The sequence below is a fragment of the Nitrospirota bacterium genome, assembly GCA_023229435.1.
Taxonomy (GTDB): Bacteria; Nitrospirota; UBA9217; order UBA9217; family UBA9217; genus JALNZF01.
This window is the reverse complement of sequence record JALNZF010000010.1, coordinates 65,592-87,706: the sequence shown is the minus strand read 5'-3', so window position 1 is coordinate 87,706 and position 22,115 is coordinate 65,592. Positions and strand designations below refer to the sequence as shown.

Below are 22,115 nucleotides of genomic sequence, written 5' to 3'. Positions count from 1 at the left end.
GATCGACACTCACGGAGATATCTTTGAAAAGTGCCGAAGGTTTACAACGGCAAAAGAGGTAATGGCTGCCGGATATTATCCCTATTTCCATGTGGTGGAATCGCAGCAGGACCCCGAAGTGATCGTCGGAGGAAAGAAGATGATCATGCTCGGGTCAAACAACTATCTGGGCCTTACGAGCCATCCGGAGGTGAAGACGGCGGCCATTGAGGCAGTCAAAAAGTATGGAAGCGGATGCGCCGGCTCGCGCTTTTTGAACGGCACGCTTGATATCCACGTGGAACTCGAGGAAAAGCTTGCAACGTTCTTTCGCAAGGACGCCGCCCTCATGTTTTCCACCGGATATCAGACGAACCTCGGCATCATTTCTTCTCTTGCGGGCAAGGACGATGTCGTGGTGATCGACAAACTTGATCATGCCAGCATCATCGACGCCTGCAGGCTGTCGTTCGGGGAGGTCAAGAAATTCAGGCATAATGACATGAGCAGCCTTGAGTTCGTATTGAAGGAGTGCGGAGCCAGGGGCAAGCTCGTGGTTGTTGACGGCGTGTACAGCATGGAAGGGGATATCGCGCCGCTTCCGGACATCGTGCCGCTCTGCAGGAAATACGGCGCCCGGCTCATGGTGGACGATGCCCACGGCATCGGAGTGCTGGGGAAGACCGGCCGGGGCACCGCCGAACATTTCGGCATGGAAAAGGACGTGGACATCATCATGGGCACGTACAGCAAATCGCTTGCCTCGATCGGGGGGTTTGTGGTGGCCGACGAGGACATCATTCATTTCATGAAGCATCATTCACGGCCGCTGATCTTCTCGGCAAGCCCGCCGCCCGCTTCCGTAGCCTCGGTGATCGCGGCGCTCGACATCATCGACCGGGAGCCGGAGCGCAGGGAGCGTCTCTGGCACAACACGAACAAGATTTTGAAGGCCTTCAAACATATGGGTTTTGACACCGGTGTTTCGGAGACGCCTATCATTCCGCTCGTCATGGGCGAGATGGAAACGGCGTTCATGATGTGGAAGACGTTGCAGGAACAGGGCGTGTTCGTGAATCCGGTGGTGCCGCCGGCCGTGCAGCAGGGGCGGTGCATGATCCGTACCAGCTATATGGCGACCCATACCGATGAAATGCTCGATCGGGCACTGGATATAATTGAGAAGGCCGGGAAGAAACTGGGCGTGATTTGAGGCAAATACCAGGTAACAAATCCCAAAATACAGTAACTGCTCAGGTTGGCCGCGAAAGATCGCAAAGATCTCAAAGAAAAGCTCGAAATCATATATTTCAGTTTTAATTCTTTCTGCGTTCTTTCGCGGCTAACAGGTTTTGACCTGAGTAGCTACAATATCCAATTACCAAATTACATTAGCCAAAAATGATTGAAGCTTGGCGCCTGGTTATTGGTGTTTGTGATTCGATAATCTAAATCATCAAGCATCTCCGTGAGAACTGCTCCGTGAAGATCGAACAAATCTCCCATAAGAAGGATATGGACCAATTCATCCGCTTTCCCTGGAAGGTGTATCAGGGAGATCCGAACTGGGTCCCGCCTCTTTTGAGTGAGATGAAGTTCGTACTCAGCGACAAGAACCCTTTTTTCAAACACGCCGAGGCCGCCTATTTTATCGCGCGCAGGAACGGAGATGTTGTGGGAAGAGTTGCGGCTATACTCGACCGCAACCACATTAATATTCATAATGAACAGGCCGGATTCTTCGGTTTTTTCGAGTGCCTCCCCGATGTCGTTATCGCCCGGGCCTTGCTGGCCGCCGCGGCCGCCTGGCTCAGAGAGCGTGCTATCGAGATCATGCGGGGACCCATGAACCCCTCGACCAATGATGAATGCGGTTTTCTCCTTGAAGGTTTTGATTCGCCGCCCATGATCATGATGGCCTACACGCCGCCCTATTACCTCGACTATATGGAGCAATGCGGTCTGGTAAAATCAAAGGACCTCTACGCGTACATCGCGATCATCAAGGACGTGAAGTCAGGCGAAAGGCTCGAAAAGCTCGCGTCGGCCGTGAAGGCCCGCATACCGGGGCTCGTGGTGCGTCCGGCGGACATGAAAAATTTCGCGCGCGAACTTGAATCGGTGAAAGAAATCTATAACTCGGCATGGAGCCATAACTGGGGGTTCGTACCCATGACCAATGAGGAAATAGAGTCCATGGCAAAAAGGCTCAAACCCCTGATCGTGCCGGAACTCCTCATCATGGCGGAAGTGAATAAAAGCCCGGTCGGTTTTTATATGGCGATCCCGGACTACAATCAGGTCCTGAAAAAACTGAATGGAAAAATGGGGCCGTTGGAGATCGTGAAGTTCCTCTGGTATTCGAGAAAAATATCCGACATTCGCGTTCTGACCATGGGCGTGAAGGAAGAGTACCGGAAAAAAGGGATCGAGGGCCTCTTGTATCTCGAGCCGTTCAAAGCCGCCCTGCGCAAAGGCTATAAGCGGGCCGAGATGTCATGGGTCCTGGAAGACAACGCCCTGATGCAAAAGGGATGCGAATTCATGGGCGGAAAGCTGTACAAAAAATACCGGATCTATGAGAAGAGGATTTAACGGTAAAACTGATACATTTGCCGGTCACGCCTCGTCATCCCCGAGGTCTCTATCGGGGATATGGTTTATCGATTGATGAAACCGTATTCCCGATTAAAACTTCGGGAATGACATGAAATGGACATGTGTTCATTATGAAACAGATCGGCCGTAAATTATATCATCTGGTCGGAGGCGTGGGACTCCTGTCCGTCTATTATGTTCTCGGCAGGAAGCAGGCGCTGTTATTCTACGCCGCACTTTTTCTGCTCATCCTGGCAATTGACGGGGCGCGGCTCATGATACCGGCATGGAACCGCGCACTATTTGCGCGATTCGGGAGCTTCATCCGCAAGAATGAAGAGCACCGGCTTACCGGTACGGCGCCCTATGTCCTCGGCATCGGATTGTCGCTTTACGCGTATTCGACGCCTGTCGCGTCCGCTGCGATCTGTTTTCTCGTATTCGGCGATGTGGCTGCGACAGCCATCGGTGAACGCTTCGGCAAAACAAAGATCGGTGACAAGAGCCTGGAAGGGTCCCTTGCTTTTATTGTTGCCGCGGCAGTGTCTGGGCTCCTGCTGTCATTGTGGGGAGTCCATCTTCCCGTCGGGGTGATGCTCCTCGGCGTCCTGGTGGCCGCCGGCGTTGAACTCCTGACGATTTCGATGAACGACAATCTTCTGATTCCGCTCATGTCAGGCGGGATCATGGAATTAGCCTTGCGGACGGTCGGATGATCCGGAGAAAAGCCGGTACGTCTTCGGAGCGATCAGAATGGTCAGCGCGGCGAGCAGAACACCGGCGATGACATCGACGACGTAGTGATATCTGAGATACACCGTCGAGAAGATCAACGCTGATACTGCCGGCACGAGTATCCAGGACAACACCTTCTCGCGGTATTTCCAGGCATACACGAGCGTTACGAGCGCCACGGCGGTATGACCGCTCGGGAAGGCGTCGGTCTTGTTGTGCTCAAGTCCGTCGAGGGCCTGCCGGATCCACAGCGTCACCGGGCCTGCCCGGAGTTCGGCTGTCTGGACATGACCGAGCGTGTACCGCGGGCCCACGGCAGGCACGAGCAGGTATCCGATGTAAGAAAGATAGAAGCAAAGCAGAATGGCGAAGACGGCGCTGTTAAATGCATCGTTATTCTCTCTGAAATAGAGGGCAAGGGCGAGCGCGATCGGCATACCATAATAACTCATATATGCGGCCTGGAGCAGTCCGGTGAGCAGAGGGTCGTTGAACCGCTCCATCCATACGGTCGGATGAACGCCGAAGAGTGCGTAGTCGGCCTGGATGAGGATATCATCGTAATGCCGGTTCCCGATGCCGGTGATAAGGTCTCCGAGGCTGTTAAAGATGATCGCGATGATCGCGATGGGAGCAAAAACACGGATCGACGAGAGTATTTTCCCCGTGCCTGCTCTACGGTCCAGCACGGCGAGTGATATAATGGTGAGAGCGAGCAGGAGATAGGTCAACCCGGGCTGCGGCCAGGCATGCACGGTCGGGACGAAGAACAGCATGACTGCCATAAGCAGCGCGAGCAGACAAAGGGTGAGGCGGTCGATCGGTGTGAGAAACGTCCGCATGAGAACTTATACAATACCTCATTCTGAAATGCAAGCGTTTCGGAAACGTAACTGTTCAGGTCAATATGTTATCCGCAGATTACGCAGATTTCATCACGCCCAGGCGTGACGTTCATCTGCGAAATCTGCGGATAAAAGGGTTTTCTCTGGTATAACGTTTTTTTTGTGTTCAGATGTGCTGAAAAGTTACTCAGAAACAAGGATAATTAAATTGAACGGTGTGATATGCGGTTTTTAAGTGTCATTATTATATTGTCGGCGGTCCTTCTTTCTTCGGCGAACGCGGCTGAGATGTTCAGTCTTCGCGGCTGTATCGAAACCGCACTCAAGAACCAGCCTGCGATCAGGGCTGCGCGGGAAAGCGTGAATGCAGGACAGGGACGCGTGACGCAGGCCAGGTCGCCCTACCTGCCGCAGGTCAGTGCGAGCACCGGCTATTCCGAGAACCATTCATTGGGCGGCGCTTTCGGCGACAGCACGGCAAAAAGCTACACCACAACACTGTCCGTCAATCAGGTGCTCTATGATTTTGGGAGGTCCGGCAATACGCTCGATGCGGCGCGCTCAGGCGCGCGCTCGACGGAGCTGGATGAGCAGCGCGTTATTCAAGAATCAATCCTGAACGTGAAGCAGGCGTATTTCGCCTTGCTCCAGGCGAAGAAACTCGTGATCGTGTCGCAAAAAACACGTGAACAGGCGGAAAGCCACCTTCGGCAGGCAGAGGCCTTTTTCCGGGCCGGGTCCAGGCCGAAGTTTGATGTAACCCGTGCAGAAGTGGAAGTGAACAGCGCGCAGCTTGGATTGATCAATGCCATGAACAGCGTGAGGATCCGTACGCTTACGCTGTACAATGCGATGGGCATCGATCCGGCAGGCGACCTTGACATCGAGGACATCCTCTCCGTACCGGTTACCATACCGACGTTCGAGCAGGCGCTGGAAGATGCGGTCAAGAACCGTCCGGAGATGCTCAAGAATGAAGCAGACCGGGAGGCGGCAAAGGCCCGGGTCAAGAGGGAACAATCAAATTATTTTCCGACATTGTCCGCGAATGGCGCGTACAACTGGGCGAACGGGACGCAGGAAATGGGGCCCTTCAAAGGCGACATCCAGAACAGCTGGAACGCGGGCGTATTGCTGACGATACCCCTGTTCGAAGGGGGGATCACCAGCGGAAAGGTCAGCGAGGCGCGGGCAAATCTGCGCGTTCTTGAAGCGCAGGGATATTTGATGCGGCAATCCATCGTTATTGAACTGAATCAGGCGAATGCGGACATCGAGAGCGCATCGGCCCGCATAGCGGTGATGGAGTTGTCAAAGAAGAAGGCCCGGGAAAACCTCGAACTTGCCCAGGGCAGATACGAGGCCGGCGTGGGACCCTATATCGAAGTGACCGATGCGCAGGTCGCTTCGGTCAATGCCGAGACCGACCACGTCCAGGCGCTTTATGATTATCAGCTTGCGGCAGCGCGGTTTTTCAAGGCAATGGGACGGATTGAGTGACGAGGGACGAGGGACGAGAGACGACGGACGAGGGACGAGGGATGAGATACGAGGGACGAGGGACGACGGACGAGGGACGAGGGATGAGAGATGAGAGATGATGAGTCTTAATCGTCCATCGTCCTAGTGAGCGAAGCGAACGGACATCCATCGTCCATCAGCGTCCATCATCGTCCATCAGAATCAGGGGAGAGAACATGCCGAAGAGAGAAGTAACATTCACCGTGAAACTGCCGATCAAAAGCGTTTGGTCATTTATGATCGACCGGAAGGAGGTCGGCTGTCTTTTTCCGGGATGCAAGGGTGTGGAGATCCTGAACGACATGGATTCCATCTGGACGATCAAGATGTCGCTCGGGCCTTTCTCACGCACGATCGTGATGAACGCGCACACGACCGATATGGTTCATCATGAGCGGATAACATGGACCGCGACGCATGAACACCTGGTCACCTCGGGGCTCGTTTTGTTCAAGAAGGTCTCCGACGATGAAACGGAGATCACCTACCACCTTGAGGGGCATGTGACCGACCACTTTTCATTTCTTCAGGACATTGTCGTTGCCGAAAAGCTTGGAGAATTGACCCGCGGTTTTATGAAGGGCATCAAGGAACGTCTTGAGTATAACGCTCAGAATGAGGCCTGACCTGAAACTTTAGCAGAATTATAACTGTCATTAAAAAGGACGGATACCGTGTTGACCATAGCCAGGATAGTAAAAAGCAAACTTGTATGGATCTCCGTACTCGTGGTGGTAGTTGTCATCATCGTTGCCATGAGCGGAAAGAAGCCGATATCCATCAAGGTCATTGAGCTCAAGCCGGGAGAGCTCCGCGTCATCGTGAACGCTACGACCACATCCACCGTGAAATCCGAGACAGAGGTCACACTTTCCGCTCAGCGCACGGGCAGAGTAATTGAACTCCCCGTGAAAGAGGGGGACATTGTCAAGGCCGGAACGCTTATAGCCCGGCTTGATCTGGCGGAAGAGTCGGTCCAGACCGGGAACGCGCTGGCGCAGAGCAAGGCAACGTATGAAGAGGCGGGAAAGAACCTGAAGCGTTCGAAAGACCTGTTCAACAAGGGCATGATCTCCCAGCAGGATTTTGATGCGGTTCGCAGGACCCATGACGTGGCGAAATCGCAGTACCAGTCATCGGTCGCCGATGCGGATGTGAAAAGCAAGTACTCGATCGTACGGGCGCCTTTTGACGGCGTGGTCGCAAAAAAAGCCACCGAGGTGGGTGAACTCCTGTTGCCGGGGAAGGAGATCGCCACGATCGTGAATCCTGACAGGATCTATATTCTTGCCACGATCGATGAAGTTGATGTAGGAAGGCTTAAGATGGGACAACCGGTGACGATCACCGTCGACGCTTTCCCGGGAGAGATATATCAGGGTACGATCAAGCGGATCTCCCCGATCGTGAGCGGCGGGAAGCTCGAAACGCGCACGGCCGACGTTTGGGTCACTTTCAATGAGAAGCAGCAAAAGATCAAACCCGGAATGTCCGCTGATGTCGAGATACTCGTTTTCACCCTCCCCTTTGTGCTTTCGGTTCCGTCTCAGGCGGTCATCGAGCGGGAAGGAAAAAAACAGGTGTTTACGGCGACAGGCAGCGCCATCAAGGCGGGAGAAAAGGCCGTTGCAAAGCTCAAGCCGGTCGAGATCGGAGAGACAAATTGGAGCTTCACGCAGGTGACGAAGGGCCTTGTCGCGGGAGAGTTCGTCATCACCACGCCGGAGGCCGAAGGGTTGAAGGACGGGGCGAAAGTGAAGATCGAACAATAGTTCAGAGTTCGGAGTTGGGAGTTCGGAGTAATGCAACAAACTTCCACTGGATCCCGTACGCTGAACTCCGAACACCGAACTCAAAACTCCGAACTGTTTTAAAAATCATGATCAATCTGAAAGACATAACCAAAACCTACCGCATGGGCGAAGTCGACTTCACCGTGCTTTCCAATGTTTCCCTGAGCGTACGAAAAGGGGAACTCATCGCCATCATGGGGCCGTCGGGTTCCGGGAAATCCACGATCATGAACATCATCGGATGCCTGGACCGTCCCACGAGCGGTTCGTACCGGTTCGAGGACCGGGAGATCAGCGCGATGTCCGATGATGAACTCGCGTCGATCAGGAACGTCAAGATCGGCTTCGTGTTCCAGACCTTCAATCTCCTCGCCCGATTTTCAGCGCTCAAGAACGTTGAAGTGCCGCTTATCTACAGCGGTGTCCCTGCGCGCGTGCGCAAAGAGCGGGCCGTTCCCATGCTCGAAAAGGTCGGGCTTGCCGATCGAATACAGCACAAACCGACCGAGCTCTCGGGAGGTCAACAACAGCGTGTGGCCATCGCGCGGGCGCTGGTGAACAACCCGCCGCTCCTGCTCGCCGACGAGCCCACGGGCAATCTCGACAGCCGCTCCGGTGAGGAGATACTGAAGCTCCTGACCGGGCTGAACGAGCAGGGGGTCACGGTCATAATCGTCACCCATGACCAGAATGTCGCGGCACGCTGCAAGCGCATCGTCAACGTGAAGGATGGACAGATCATAAACGATCAGGTGCGGGCATGAACTTTATAGAGACATTCCGTGTCGCCTTCGAGGCGATCCTCTCCAACAAGGTCCGCTCGGGGCTCACCATGCTCGGGGTGATCATCGGCGTCATGGCAGTGATCCTGCTCGTTTCCATCGGCGAGGGGGCGCAGGTGTATATCACGAAAGAACTGACCGGCCTCGGTACGAATCTTCTGATCATCACTCCGGGAAAAACGTCCACGCGCGGAGGGTTTCATCCTCCGTCGGCGGGCACGGTGCGCAAACTGACGTATGACGATTCGCTCGCGCTCAGGCGGCGCGCGTGGCTTCTGACCGATGCGGTGCCGCTCGTGTTCGGCACCGGAAAGATCAAGTACCGGAATATGGGCCGGGACACCATGGTGATCGGGACCACACCCGAGTTTCAGCGGGTTAGGAATCTTTTTGTGGACACCGGAAACTACATCTCCCAGGGCGATGTTGATTCAAAGGCCAAGATCATTGTGCTCGGCACGAAGGTCAAGGAAGAGCTGTTCGGCGCGGAAAACCCGCTCGGCAAGGTGGTGACGCTTTCGGATGCGCGCTACCGCGTGGTCGGCGTGATGCTCAAGAAGGGGACCAGTCTCGGCATGGACATCGACGATATCGTGTATGTTCCGGTCACCAGCGGACAGGAGCTCTTTGATACCGACTCGCTCTTTGAGATCATCGCGTCAACGCCGCGGTCCGAAGATGTTGAACGTACGATCGCCCAGATCAGGGAGATCCTGATCAAGCGGCATGCTCACAAGGAGGATTTCACCATTCAGACCCAGGGGGCCATGCTGGAAACGATGAACACGATCCTCGGCGTGCTCACGGCGGTACTCGGCGGCATCGCGGGCATCTCGCTTGTCGTGGGCGGCATCGGGATCATGAACATCATGCTGGTGTCGGTGCGGGAACGCACGCGCGAGATCGGCATCCGGAAGGCCCTGGGCGCCCGGAACAGGGACATCATGGCCCAGTTTATGATCGAGGCGATAACGCTCTCCGGCGCTGGCGGGGTGATCGGCATTCTGCTGGGGGTCGGTATTGCCCTGCTCATACCCTTGTTCGTGACCGTCCTTCCCACGAGCGTCTCGGCCTGGTCCATTATCATGGCGTTCACGTTCTCGGCGGCCGTGGGCGTGTTCTTCGGCGTGTACCCGGCGCGCAGGGCCGCGCTGCAGGACCCCATCCAGGCACTGCGGTATGAGTAGTTCATTCAGAGTAAACAGAGCTTACCACAGGAATGCCGGATGCTTCACCCTCCCGATTTTCCCCTCCCATAACGAGGGAGGGGAACGATTGATCACCAGATACTCCGCTCTCATCAAGAATTGTACGAGATCCCCACGAGATACTGGTAATGGAAACCAGTTGTACACCATTCACCTTCTCCCCGACCGGCAATTGATACGTAAGATAGACCGTGCCGTTCTTAATAGGAAGGATCTGTATGCCCGGTGAAAACCAGAGACTCTCGCTGCCAGTGTATGCGGGGTCGTCAATGAGGCTGGTATTGGTCGACGGTTTTGAGTACTACGCTGTCTTCATGAAAGCCAGAGAAGGAATGTTCGTCGTTATTTAACAACCCATATGCTGCTGCATTCTTATTTTATACTCTTCCCTGATTTTGGCGTTCATACCTTTTTCAACAGGATAGCCGGACTTTTTTGCCTTGTTTATCTGTTCTAGGGCCTGGTCGGTATGTCTTGTCTCCGCCCAGGACATCATACCCCATCGCAAGGCGTATGCCTTGTAGCCGAGTGTCCGCAGAGCGGTGAGTGCCTGGTTCTCCAGGTGTCCTGTGCTGCAATAGAGAATAATGTCCTTGCCCTTGGGGAGTTTCTTCAGACTGTCTGCTTTGACGATATCGCGCCAAGGGATAAAGAGAGCGCCCGGAATATGGCCTGTCTCAAAATCTTCAATGTGCGGACGGGTATCAACAATCACAAAATCCTGTTTGCCTGACTTCATTCTGTTGTAAAGGGTCTCGGCAGAAATAATATGACCGTCTTCTGGTATCATGTCAAAGGTATTTTCGAGAGCGGACAAGACCTCTTCCTGCCCGCTGTTTGCCATAAGATGTGAGAGGACGACAAACATCATGAGTATCGCACATAAGCTCAGGAGTGCGAAATGCCGCTTTATTTTCATACAGGTTCTCTCTTTTTATTGGAATGAACGAGGGGGACCGTGTCCCCCTCGTTTTTACTTACAGCGTTATTTCTTTGGTGACCTTCATCATCGGGACCGTCTTTCCTTTTTGACGGTAGCCCATATCGGCGTCTACAGTCAGTTTTTTCGTTCCTGTTGGGACTAAAAAGCTGGTGTCAACGATATTGTCGCCGATTTGGAGGGCACTGGAGCGGATATAGTCGTCGACTGTCCAGACCGCCGGCGTTCTCGGCACCTCTTTCAATTCAGGCGAGAATACGAAGGGGAGGAAGCCTTTTGACTGGGAATACCAGGTCCGCTCCGTGGAAAGTACTGTTTTCCCGGTGTCATCTTTCACCGTGAGAGCCAGCACGATATCCGCTCCGAGGATGCAGCCTTCCGGCAGGATATGTCCGGCGTTATTATGCACAGAGACCCTTACTCCAGCGACATCATTGCCCAGCATCATTCCCGAAACGGAAATATCGACTGCCTTTTTCAGGAATTCGGTGTTATTCGCCCCCGGGAAAGAGTGAATATGCCGGTTGCCTGTTTTTTCCATGTGGCATTCCTGGCACTGTTGTTTTGAACCACCGAGCTTCCAGTCGTCATAATTGAGCGCGCACCATATAAGTTGAGTCTTTCCGATCTTGGCGCTCCTGATTGCTTCGGTATCCTTTGGGTTCATAGCATGACATTTGCCGCAGAACTCGCTTTTTGCCATTTCCGGGGCATACTTAGTTTTATGGGGCGATTTTGCGTCTTTCTTGGTGCCATGACGGGGTCCGTCCTGGCTGCCTGTCATCTGGGCCGTGTGGCATTCAATGCAGCCCACGCCGATGGACTTCAGGGCGGTGATTTTTTCATTCCCCTTCACCTTTGCATCTTCCGTATCTTCGCCGATAACATTTGTGATCGCTTCATAGAGTTTCGCAGACCCGTATCGATGAAGGGTGGGGGCATGACAGCGGTCGCAGGAGGCCATGACCTTCTGATCGGTTTTCAGCCCATTCGCCTTCATGTCCCGGACAAAATGGTTGTAGGCGACCCTGGCAAAGGATATTCCCTGATAGTGCGGTGCGTCCTTGGCCCACTCCTTGAAATGGTCAAGATGGCATGCTGCACAATCCTCATCTTTTGGAACTATTTTAGCTGCCTCATCTTTTGTTGCCCCGAGTTCCACAAGGAAAGCACGCGTTTTGTCCCTCTCAGCCTTTATCGCATCCACAAAGTCATCCGCTTTAGCAACGGATGGTATCATCATAAGCATCATCAACATGACGTAAAGTGGTGTTATCATATGTCTATGGAATAACATTGGCGGCCTCCCTAAATTGGTCAATTGATGTTGCTGAAAAATAACCATCACCAAATGCAACGATGATTATCGATGGTCACTCGGAGGAACCGGGATGAAAAACACGGCCAGGAGCATATGCGCTTTTGTCCGGAAGAAGGCTCAGTCCGTGTGGTTTCATGCTACTGATTAGACAGGCGGTGGACGTTCTTTATGATAGTCCAGGAGCAAGGATAGTGGATCAGAAATACCGAAGGTGAGAACCAGAAAAACAAGTAATGCTTGCAATTTCATAAGTTCACTTTAAAAGTAAACAGGGTCGATGTCAATGTAAAGTTATAGTTTGAGTTTCCATGCGCCTGTGAACGACTGGTTAATTGATCCTTGATGGTCCTATTTTGTTGATGCATTGCGAGACCAGAATAACGGCAAACCAGCGAATGCATTTCAAGTTCTTAGTTGACACCTCATGGTAAATGCTGTAATTTTACCCATGACCGGTATCGTACTGGCAGGCGGGGAGAGCCGCCGGATGGGCAGGGACAAGGCATTTCTCATACTTGACGGGATCCCTCTGATCGAGCATGTTCTGAGGACGCTTCGCGGCATTTTTCCGCGGACCATCATCGTGACCAATAATCCTTCGGCTTATGCTTCATACGAGGCTGTCGTCGTCACCGATGCCGTTGAAAAGCGGGGTCCGCTTACGGGCATTTATTCGGGCTTGCTCAAATCAACGGATGAATATAATTTTGTGGCGGCTTGCGACATGCCTTTTTTAAATCCCGACTTGATCGCTTATATGGCCGGTCTTGCCGATGGACATGACATTGTCGTACCGACGATCGCTGGGCGTGTGGAACCGCTCCATGCGATATACTCGAAAAGGCTGTTGCCGATCATCGAGCAGCGGCTTCAGGAGGACGCCCGGCAGATCCAGGGTATCTTCGGAGATGCGCGAGTGAGATATGTAAGCGATGCGGAGATCGATCGCTATGATCCTGCAAGACGGTCGTTTAAAAATCTGAATACGCCAGAGGATTACAAGGAGGCAACATGTTTGGCCTTGGAATGCCGGAGCTGATCGTCATCCTGGTAATCGTAATAATCATCATGGCGTTCACGTTCTCGGCGGCCGTGGGCGTGTTCTTCGGCGTGTACCCGGCGCGCAGGGCCGCGCTGCAGGACCCCATCCAGGCGCTGCGGTACGAGTAGCTCCTTCATTGACGGGCTGTTGCCCAAACCCAAATTTGTCACTCTGAACCCTTCACTTTGTCATTCTGAAGGAGCGAAGCGACTGAAGAATCTCTCGTTCAGGGTAAACTCCGTGAAGGATCGCACGTTTCTGGAAATGCGAGATTCTTCGCTGCGCTCAGAATGACATTTTCGTCGTAAAGTGATTTGGGCAACAGCCCGTTGATATCTGAACATGCTACCGAATACCGTAATGGCCTGAATTGCGATCGGACCATATAAATTAATACTTAGTATGTATTGCAGACGGGCTTTTCTCGGTATAAACTAACTATTATCATCTCTAAAACTTCCTTGCGTTAGAAACCTTTCAAAAACCATAGTCGAGCACTTCATATCTTTATTTTACAGCTGTTGAACAGACACTTGTTCTTCATCCAACCTAATATTGCAGCTTTGCATTAACTACAAATTGCATTTCTATGACGTACATCATAGGAGAGCCTGCTGTTGCTTATGATATAATCGCGTTGCTTGCTTATACCTTAATTCAGCAGGCCGGGGTATTTACATGTCAAAGCCGTCATTTCATGTGGTCATTCCTGATTATCGTTATTGGAAACAGAATATCAAGTGCCAGACGGGTTGTCCGGTGAATACTGATTCACGCGGATACGTGCAGGCAATTGCGGCGGGTAATTATGAGAAGGCCTACTGGATAGCCCGGATGCCGAATCCACTGGCATCCATTTGTGGAAGGGTATGCGCCGCGCCCTGCGAGTTGGCCTGCCGCAGGGGATGGATCGACGAGGCTGTCTCCATACGAGCGCTCAAGCGCTTCGTTACTGAACGATATGGCGTGGAAATACAACAAGACAAAAACAGATTTGCAGCGAATATCATAGAGAAGATCAGGAAGGCGGGCAGCGGGATATCAGGCATACTGCAGTCCGCGCGCAAGAAGGACAAACCCGTCTCTATCGTTGGCGCGGGACCGGCCGGTCTTGCCTGCGCGCATGAACTGGCACTTATGGGGTATTCGCCGATCATCTACGAAATGGAAAAGGTCGCGGGAGGGATGTGCGCAGTCGGTATTCCGGCGTACCGGCTTCCCCGGGATATCCTTCAGGCCGAGATCGATGCGATAAAGGCCCTTGGCGTGGAGATCATGCTTGGGGTCCGGATAGGCAAGGACGTATCGCTGAAAAAACTCTACGATGAGTCCGCAGCGGTGCTCCTCTCTGTAGGCGCAAAGAAAGCACGGATCATTCCTGTCGAAGGCTCGAAAGGCAAAGGGGTCCTGGGCGGCGCTGATTTTTTGCGTGATGTTTCCGTCGGCAATGAGGTAATAATCGGGCCGAAGGTCGTGGTTGTCGGAGGCGGCAACGTGGCCTATGACGTGGCAAGGACGGCGATCCGGCAGCAGGGAGTGAAGTCGGTCTCGCTGGTATGCCTTGAAGACTTCGAACACATGCTTGCCGACAGGATCGAGATCGAAGAAGGCGCCGAGGAAGGTATCGAGCGTTTCAACAGCTTCGGGCCGGACCGGATCAATCTGGATGAGTGGGCGGCCGTGCGATCGATGCTTTTCAAAAAGGTCATCTCCGTATTCGACAGTGAAGGGAAATTCAATCCCCGGTACGACGAATCGGATACCATGACTCTTCCCGCAAACACGATCATTTTTTCCGTGGGTCAGGCATATGACCTGTCATTCCTTGAACAGTGCGGGCTTGATGTGCACATGACCGAGCGGGGAGCGATCAAGGTCGGTCCCGACAACAGCACCACATCGGTTCCCGGTCTGTTCGTGGCAGGAGACCTCGCGTACGGACCGAAGCTCGTTATCGACGCGGTGGCCAGCGGCAAGAAGGTCGCACTCCTCATGCACGAGTATATCAGCGGAATTCGCCTGAGCATCCGTACAACTGAAGAGCATGAGGCTCTTCCGGGCAATCAGGTGTGGCATCCGGTGGATTATGAGAAGGTGAGAAGGCGGCAGGTGCCCGCGGAGATTGCCGAGGACCGGCTGAAGGGCGGGACCGTCGTCGAAAAGGGGTTCGCGAAAGACATGGCCGGTGAGCAGGGCGGCAGATGCCTGAATTGCGCCGTGAATACGATCTTCGACGGAGACCGGTGCATCCTGTGCGGAGGCTGTGCCGATGTATGCCCCGAGTACTGTCTGCGGCTCGTCAGTATCGAGAGCATAAAAGGCGATGAGACCCTGGCGGCATTGTACCGCAACCGGTATGGAAGCGATCCCGCGGGCACGGGCTCGGCGATCATTAAAGATGAGGACCGGTGCATCCGGTGCGGCCTCTGCGCCGCGCGGTGTCCGGTGGAAGCCATTACCATGGAGCGATTTACCTTTAAGGAGGTGTTGACGAGTGAATAGCGGGACACAGGAAAAAGAAGGCGTAACACGGCGGGACTTCCTCAGCACGGCCTCATTCGGCATGGTCGTTCTCTCGGCACTGGCACTCTTCGGAGGTATGTTCAGGATGTCAAAGCCCAATGTCCGTTACGAAGAGGCGACAAAGTTCAAGATCGGCAAGGCGGAGAACTTTCCCGTGGGCACGGTAAAGAAGCTCGATGAAAAGGGCGTATTTATATTCTCCACTGATGAAGGGCTTCACGCCATATCGAGCGTCTGCACCCACCTCGGGTGCATCGTGTCCGTTTCGGAGACCGGTTTTCAGTGCCCCTGCCACGGTTCACAGTATGATGAAAACGGCAAGGTCATCGGCGGCCCCGCTCCCCGGAACCTTGCCTGGCTCGAGATCAGCCGGAGCATGGACGGGAGTCTGATGGTTGACACGGCGAGCGCTGTGCCAGCGGGAACAACGTTAAAATTGATCGCGTAACAGGGAGACGACGGATGAGCGAGTTGAACCGTTCCGGAATGGACCGCATGAAGGAAAACCTGAAAGAACTGAAACAGGCTGTCATTGGTTCGTTTCTCAGAAGCGGCAGGCCAACGTCCGACCGGTCGCGCTCGGCGGTCATGTTCAATAATTTCTTCCTCCACGTGCAGGGGGTCAAGACGCACGTCAATACGCTCAGGCCGGCATACACGCTGGGCCTGGGACTGGCATCGTTCTTTCTGCTCCTGATCACCGTGCTGTCGGGTGTCCTGCTCATGATCTATTTCAATCCCTCGATCGAAAATGCCTACAATTCGGTAAAAGACATCACCTATGTCGTCTTCTCCGGCAAGCTGGTCAGAAACATGCACAAGTGGGCCGGCGAAGGAATGATCCTGTTCGTTTTGTTCCACATGGCGAGGGTCTTCTATACCGGTTCATACAAGAACGGAAGGGAGTTCAACTGGCTGATCGGCATCGTGCTCCTGGTCATCACCTTTGGGATCAACCTCACCGGCTACATGTTGCCCTGGGACCAGCTGTCCTACTGGGCCCTCGTCATAACTTCGAACATTATCAATTCGCCGCAAGAGATCACCGACTCCCTCGGCATCACACAGTTCGCCGACATCGGCGGATTTTCAAAGGAACTGCTTCTTGGCGGACTGGCCCCGGGCAAGGAATCGCTCAATCGTATCTATCTTTTTCATATCATGCTCTTGCCGCTCATCCTGTTCCTCGTTCTCGGCGCGCATTTTTGGAGGATCCGGAAGGACGGCGGACTCACGAAGCCGGAAAACTTCCTGACCACGGCCGGTGCCGCGGAAAGGCTGACGCTGCCGCAGAAAAAAGGCGGCATCTTCAGCACGAACAAAACCTACGGCCTCATGGAGCTGGCAAAAGGCAGAACGCCCGCCGTTGACAAGGATATCGAGAATACCGTGTTGAGCTGGCCGAATCTCCTGCTTGCCGAAGCCGCTGTCTTCTTCCTCTGCCTTGCCGCTGTAATCGTTTATTCATTTTATATGGATGCGCCGCTCAAGGAACTTGCCAACCCCCTCATCCCCGAAAATCCGGCAAAGGCGCCCTGGTATTTCCTCGGGCTTCAGGAGCTGCTGTCCTACTCCGCGTTCATGGGCGGCGTCGGCCTGCCGAGTCTTGCGCTCCTGGGACTGGGCCTCATCCCATACCTGGACCGGGAACAGGCTCATGTGGGCATCTGGTTTTCGGGGAAGGAGGGCAAGGCCGTGGCGCTGCGGGCCCTCGTCGCGGGGGCCAGCGTGCTCATCGCGCTCCTGGCGTTCGTGATCAACTTCGGGTGGCTCAGGAACTGGTGGCCGAATGTGCCGCAGCTGCTCATCACCCTCGTTAACCCGGGCACCATCTGGGTCGGGTTCATGATCGCCTGGTCGCTCCTCATAATCAGGAAAACAGGCTCCACGAGGATGGGCGCTATCGCCCTGTTCACGATGTTTCTGGTCAGCTACATAATTCTCACCTATGTGGGGACGGAGCTTCGAGGACCGAACTGGGGCTTCTTCTGGTCGAAGAGCCAGTGGCCGGTGCATTAGACGAGAAACAAGCATCAAATATCAGGCACCAAATTACAAATTAATTCAAAGCACCAATCGTTAAATACCACACGTTTGGAAATTTGAATTTTGGAGCTTGGAGCTTATTTGTTTTTTTGTGATTTGTGATTTGAAATTTGTACTTAAGAGGTGTCTTTATGAATAATAAAAAAGATGATGATCAAAGTACCGATGGTCTTTCCCGGCGAAAGTTCCTGACGATTGCCGCCGGCACCGGGGCGGGGATCCTGCTTTCAGGATGCGATACCAAGCTGTTCACCTTTTTGAAACCGAAATCAGACAACCCCCTTGAATTCTATCCGGACAGGAACTGGGAAGCCGTCTACCGGAATATCTATAAAGAGGACAGCCACTTTCACTTTCTCTGCTCGCCGAACGACACGCACAACTGTCTGCTGAAGGCGCACGTGAAAAACGGGGTGGTCACCCGCATCAGCCCCTCGTACCGGTACGGCGAGGCCAAGGATCTGTACGGCAACGGCGCGTCCCATCGGTGGGACCCGCGCGCCTGCCAGAAAGGGCTGGGCCTTGCCCGCCGCCTCTACGGAGACCGGCGTATAAAAGGCGCGATGGTGCGCAAGGGTTTCAAGGACTGGGTCGACAAGGGAATGCCGAGGGATTCTCAGACCGGCAGTCCGCCGAAGGAATATTTCGACAAGCGCGGACAGGACAAATGGCTGAAGATCACCTGGGACGAGGCCTTCACGATGAGCGCCGCGGCCTTGAACAACATTGCCGAGACGTACTCCGGTGACAAGGGTTTCGACCGTCTCACCCGGCAGGGGTACGACCCCGCCATGCTCGATCCCATGAAAAAGGCGGGGACCCAGGTACTGAAGATCAGGGGCGGCATGTCGCTGCTCGGTGCAACGAGGATCTTCGGCTATTATCGCTTCTGCAATATGCTGGCGCTTTTAGACGACAAGATCCGCGGTACGGGCCCCGAGAAATCGCTCGGCGGCAGGGGCTGGGACAGCTACACCTGGCACACCGACCTCCCACCCGGACATCCCATGGTGCTCGGCATGCAGACCAACGAGTTCGATCTGAACAGCGTCGAGCACGCACAGATGGTACTCTTACTCGGCATGAACTGGATCACGACGAAGATGCCCGATAGCCACTGGCTGACCGAGGCGCGTCTCAAAGGGACGAAGGTCGTGAACGTGTCCGTGGAATATCCCGCGACCGGCTGCCGCTCCGACGAGATCATCGTGATCCGTCCCGGTACGGACCCGGCGCTCATGCTTGGCGTCGCGCATGTCATCATCAAGGAAAAGCTGTACGATGCGAATCATATCAAGAAGTATTCCGATTTGCCCTTCCTCGTGCGAATGGACACCCTTGATATGCTGCGGCCCGAGGACGTGATCCCGGGGTATCAAAAGAAAGCGCTGACCAAGGACACGGTCGTGATGAAAAAGAACGATCCCTTCATCAGCCATGTTCTTGAACATGACAAACAGATCGTGACGGAAGAGATGGCAGCTGAATGGAGCGACTGCGTGGTCTGGGACGCGCAGACGAGGAAGCCCGCCTCCGTCAGCCGGGAGGACTTCGGCAAGAAGTTCGGCATCGACCCGGCGCTTGAGGGGACCTTTGAGGTAACCACGCTCAAGGGCAAGACGGTGAAGGTGCGGCCGGTGTTCGACCTCATGAAACAGTATATCGACGAAAGCTTTACGCCGGAGCAGACCTCGAAGATCACCTGGGCGCCGAAGGAGGCGATCATCTCGCTCGCCCGGGACATCGCGTCCCGTCCCGAGGGGACCCTCTTTGCCTGCGGCATGGGCTCCAACCAGTATTTCAATGCCGACCTGAAGGACCGCGCCGTGCTGTTCGTGGCGGCCATGACCCGCAACCTCGGTTTTCCCGGAGGCAATGTGGGGAGCTTCGCGGGCAACTACAAGGTGGCGTTGTTGAACGGCGTCGGGGCGTATGTGGCGGAGGACCCCTTCAACATAGAGCTTGATCCCGCAAAACCCGCGCATAAAAAATATTATACCGTGTATGAGTCAGCTCATTTTTATAACTACGGGGACCGTCCTCTCCGAGTCGGCGGTCATTTGTTCAGCGGGAAAGGTCATCTGAACACGCCGACCAAGTTAATGATGTTCGCAAACTCGAACTCGCTGCTCGGGAACGCGAAGTGGCATTACGACGTGGTGAACAACACCCTGCCGAAGATCGAGATGATCGCCGTGGCCGAATACTGGTGGAACGGTTCGTGCGAGTATGCTGACATCGTCTACGGCTGCGATTTTGCCGCCGAATTCAAGCAGCCTGATTTCAGCGCTTCCTGCACTAACTCCTTTGTACAGGTGCATCCCCGGACCCCGCTGCCGAGGGTCTTCGATACCAAGCCCGACATCGAGATACTCGCCGGGCTCGCCGGCGCCCTCGGGAAGCTGACCAGGGACAGGCGCTTCGATGATTACTGGAAGTTTGTGCATGAGGACAAGGTCAGCGTCTATGCCCAGAGGATCTTCGACGGTTCTCAGGGCCTGGCGGGGTTCAAGTTTCCGGACCTGGAGACAAAGGCAAAGGACGGCATTCCCGCCCTGATGAACAACAGGACCTACCCCCGGCTCGGGAGCTGGGAACAGGTGCACGAAGACAAGTTGTGGTACACCAAGTCAGGCAGAATGGAGTTCTATCGCTTCGAAACGGAATGGATCGAACACGGCGAAAATATCCCGGTCTACCGGGAACCCATCGATTCAACGTTCCATGAGCCCAATGTGATCGTCGGCAGGCATCCTGCGATCCGGCCGAAGCGGCCCGAGGACTGGGGATTCTCTTCAAAAGACCTTTCAACGGAATCGCGCCAGGTGAGAAACATCCAGTATTCTTCCGAGGAGGTTATGAAGACGAAGCACCCGCTCATTTCCAAGGGCTTCAAGTTCATCTTCCATACGCCGAAGTACCGCCACTGCACGCATACGACGGCGGGGGATACCGATATGGTGGCTGTGTGGTTCGGACCTTTTGGCGATGTGTACCGCCGCGACAAGCGCATGCCCTTCGTGACCGAAGGGTACGTGGACATGAATCCCCTCGATGCAAAGGAACTGGGCATTGAGGACGGCGATTATGTCCATATCGACAATGACCCTTCGGACAGACCCTATCGGAACGCCAAGGCCGGGACCGAGGAGCACAAGACGGCACGCCTTCTGTGCCGCGCCCGGTATTACTGGGGCACGCCCCGCGGCGTGACGCGCATGTGGTACAACATGTTTGGGGCAACCCTCGGAAGCGTCAAGGGACACGAGACGCGGCCTGATGGGCTCGCCAAGAACCCCGAGACCAACTATCAGGCCATGTTCCGCTACGGCAGCCACCAGAGCGGCACCCGGGCATGGCTCAGACCGACGCTCCTGACGGACTCGCTTGTCCGCAAGGACGCCTTTGGCCAGAAGATGGGCAAGGGGTTTGCACCGGACATCCATTGCGCAAACGGCGCGCCCCGGGAAGGTTTCGCGAAGATCACGAAGGCCGAGAACGGCGGCATCGGCGGCAAAGGCCCGTGGCAACCCGTGACCAAAAACATACGGCCCACCCACGAGGATGATGCCATGAAGGCCTTTATCCAGGGTGGATACATAAAGAGCAAAAAAGCATAAGGAGATATCAGCGAATGCAAATGAGAAAAGTATATAACTGGCAGTTGGGAAGGAACGCAGCGTACCTGTACCCCCAGCACCGGCCGAAGAAACAGTGGGCCATGATCTTCGATCTGAACAAGTGCATCTCGTGCCAGACCTGCTCCGTTGCGTGCAAGACCACCTGGACGTCGGGAAAAGGGCAGGAGTACATGTTCTGGAACAATGTGGAGACCAAGCCCTACGGCGGCTATCCCATGGGATGGGACCGTGGGATCCTCGCAAAGCTCGGGTTCCAGGAATGGATCGGCGACAAATATGCGGGCAAGACCCTTTTTGAGGCGGCGGAGAAGGATGAGAAGATCCTCCAATATCTTGCCGAGGATGACGATTGGGCGCACCCGAACATCGGCGAGGACGAGGTTGCCGCCACGGTCAACCAGGGGGACTGGATCACGATGCCCCACCGGATATGGATGTACTACCTCCCGAGGACCTGCGCGCACTGCACGTATCCCGCCTGCCTCTCGGCGTGCCCGAGGAAAGCCATCTACAAGCGGGAAGAAGACGGCATCGTGCTGATCGACCAGTCACGCTGTCGCGGGTACCGCGAATGCGTCCGCGCCTGTCCCTACAAAAAATCGATGTTCAATGTCGAAACGAGGATCAGCGAGAAATGCATCGGCTGCTATCCCAAGGTCGAACAGGGCGACATGCCGCAGTGCGTGACGAACTGCATCGGCAAGATCAGGCTCGCTGGATTTGTCAGCACACCCGAACAGTCGCGGAAGGATAACCCCATCGATTATCTCGTGCATGAGAGAAAGCTGGCGCTCCCGCTCTACCCGCAATTCGGCACGGAACCGAACACCTATTATATTCCGCCGATCCACGCGCCCCTGCCTTATCTGGAGCAGATGTTCGGCCCGGGCGCAGGCCAGGCGATCGCGGCCTATAAAGCCATCAAGGACGACCAGACGCTGAAGGGATTGCTGGTGCTGTTCGGCAGCATGGAGAAACGACTGGATTCGTTCAAAGTGGATGCGGACCATGCCTACGGTTATGACGAAAAGGGGAATGAAGTGGTAAATGTGCCCCTGACGGAACCCATGTATATCAGGGAGTACTATGACAAAAAAATCCACGTCTATCGGCACAATACGCCGTAACAGGAGAGTGAGGT

The 22,115-nt window shown here is 54.6% G+C and carries 18 protein-coding genes; 15 read left to right on the top strand and 3 right to left on the bottom strand.

The annotated features are described in order from the left end of the window. Positions 1–61 precede the first annotated feature (61 nt). From M0R70_09155 to M0R70_09145, 3 genes are all read left to right on the top strand, one after another. Positions 62–1,192 carry a pyridoxal phosphate-dependent aminotransferase family protein gene (locus tag M0R70_09155; GenBank protein ID MCK9419530.1) on the top strand — a complete coding sequence of 377 codons (1,131 nt, stop codon included), beginning with the start codon at positions 62–64 and terminating at the stop codon, positions 1,190–1,192. A gap of 269 nt (positions 1,193–1,461) precedes the next feature. Continuing rightward, positions 1,462–2,574, top strand: coding sequence for a hypothetical protein (locus M0R70_09150; GenBank protein MCK9419529.1), 1,113 nt, complete (start codon positions 1,462–1,464; stop codon positions 2,572–2,574). 134 nt (positions 2,575–2,708) lie between these two features. After that, positions 2,709–3,293 (top strand): hypothetical protein, encoded by a 585-nt coding sequence (locus M0R70_09145; protein MCK9419528.1) that lies wholly within the window; start codon positions 2,709–2,711, stop codon positions 3,291–3,293. On the opposite strand, the gene M0R70_09140 is transcribed toward M0R70_09145, so the two are convergent. After that, the gene (locus M0R70_09140; protein MCK9419527.1) at positions 3,270–4,154 is read right to left on the bottom strand and encodes a phosphatase PAP2 family protein; all 885 of its coding nucleotides are present in this window, start codon (positions 4,152–4,154) and stop codon (positions 3,270–3,272) included. The two genes, M0R70_09145 and M0R70_09140, sit on opposite strands and share 24 nt — an antisense overlap. 225 nt (positions 4,155–4,379) lie before the next feature. Here M0R70_09140 and M0R70_09135 point away from each other — a divergent pair, with 225 nt between their 5' ends. From M0R70_09135 to M0R70_09115, 5 genes are all read left to right on the top strand, one after another. Next, positions 4,380–5,657 carry a TolC family protein gene (locus tag M0R70_09135; protein ID MCK9419526.1) on the top strand — a complete coding sequence of 426 codons (1,278 nt, stop codon included), beginning with the start codon at positions 4,380–4,382 and terminating at the stop codon, positions 5,655–5,657. A 197-nt stretch (positions 5,658–5,854) separates the two neighbouring features. Next, positions 5,855–6,304, top strand: coding sequence for an SRPBCC domain-containing protein (locus M0R70_09130; protein ID MCK9419525.1), 450 nt, complete (start codon positions 5,855–5,857; stop codon positions 6,302–6,304). A gap of 48 nt (positions 6,305–6,352) precedes the next feature. Beyond that, complete coding sequence (locus tag M0R70_09125) at positions 6,353–7,450, top strand: efflux RND transporter periplasmic adaptor subunit (protein MCK9419524.1); 1,098 nt, start codon at positions 6,353–6,355, stop codon at positions 7,448–7,450. Between the two features lie 107 nt (positions 7,451–7,557). Beyond that, positions 7,558–8,235 (top strand): ABC transporter ATP-binding protein, encoded by a 678-nt coding sequence (locus M0R70_09120; protein ID MCK9419523.1) that lies wholly within the window; start codon positions 7,558–7,560, stop codon positions 8,233–8,235. Then, positions 8,232–9,440: an ABC transporter permease gene (locus M0R70_09115; GenBank protein MCK9419522.1), complete on the top strand. Its 1,209-nt coding sequence runs from the start codon at positions 8,232–8,234 to the stop codon at positions 9,438–9,440. Before M0R70_09120 ends, M0R70_09115 begins: the two co-directional genes overlap by 4 nt. Positions 9,441–9,807: 367 nt before the next feature. Here the strand turns inward: M0R70_09115 and M0R70_09110 are convergent, their stop codons facing one another. Continuing rightward, the gene (locus tag M0R70_09110) at positions 9,808–10,380 is read right to left on the bottom strand and encodes a rhodanese-like domain-containing protein (GenBank protein MCK9419521.1); all 573 of its coding nucleotides are present in this window, start codon (positions 10,378–10,380) and stop codon (positions 9,808–9,810) included. Positions 10,381–10,438: 58 nt separating this feature from the next. Then, the gene (locus M0R70_09105; protein MCK9419520.1) at positions 10,439–11,644 is read right to left on the bottom strand and encodes a hypothetical protein; all 1,206 of its coding nucleotides are present in this window, start codon (positions 11,642–11,644) and stop codon (positions 10,439–10,441) included. Between the two features lie 502 nt (positions 11,645–12,146). Between M0R70_09105 and M0R70_09100 the strand changes: the two genes are divergently transcribed. The 7 genes from M0R70_09100 to M0R70_09070 all read left to right on the top strand — a co-directional run bounded on the left by M0R70_09100 (position 12,147) and on the right by M0R70_09070 (position 22,101). After that, complete coding sequence (locus tag M0R70_09100) at positions 12,147–12,761, top strand: molybdenum cofactor guanylyltransferase (GenBank protein ID MCK9419519.1); 615 nt, start codon at positions 12,147–12,149, stop codon at positions 12,759–12,761. Further along, complete coding sequence (locus tag M0R70_09095; GenBank protein ID MCK9419518.1) at positions 12,734–12,892, top strand: hypothetical protein; 159 nt, start codon at positions 12,734–12,736, stop codon at positions 12,890–12,892. Before M0R70_09100 ends, M0R70_09095 begins: the two co-directional genes overlap by 28 nt. Positions 12,893–13,442: 550 nt before the next feature. Then, positions 13,443–15,266, top strand: a complete 1,824-nt coding sequence (locus M0R70_09090; GenBank protein ID MCK9419517.1) for an FAD-dependent oxidoreductase — start codon at positions 13,443–13,445, stop codon at positions 15,264–15,266. Beyond that, the gene (locus M0R70_09085) at positions 15,259–15,735 is read left to right on the top strand and encodes a Rieske 2Fe-2S domain-containing protein (protein ID MCK9419516.1); all 477 of its coding nucleotides are present in this window, start codon (positions 15,259–15,261) and stop codon (positions 15,733–15,735) included. The genes M0R70_09090 and M0R70_09085 overlap by 8 nt, the downstream gene beginning before the upstream one ends. Positions 15,736–15,749: 14 nt before the next feature. Further along, positions 15,750–17,306, top strand: coding sequence for a cytochrome b N-terminal domain-containing protein (locus tag M0R70_09080; GenBank protein ID MCK9419515.1), 1,557 nt, complete (start codon positions 15,750–15,752; stop codon positions 17,304–17,306). Between the two features lie 158 nt (positions 17,307–17,464). Beyond that, positions 17,465–20,953: a molybdopterin-dependent oxidoreductase gene (locus tag M0R70_09075; GenBank protein MCK9419514.1), complete on the top strand. Its 3,489-nt coding sequence runs from the start codon at positions 17,465–17,467 to the stop codon at positions 20,951–20,953. A 20-nt stretch (positions 20,954–20,973) separates the two neighbouring features. Beyond that, positions 20,974–22,101: a dehydrogenase gene (locus M0R70_09070; GenBank protein ID MCK9419513.1), complete on the top strand. Its 1,128-nt coding sequence runs from the start codon at positions 20,974–20,976 to the stop codon at positions 22,099–22,101. The last annotated feature ends 14 nt before the right edge of the window (positions 22,102–22,115 follow it).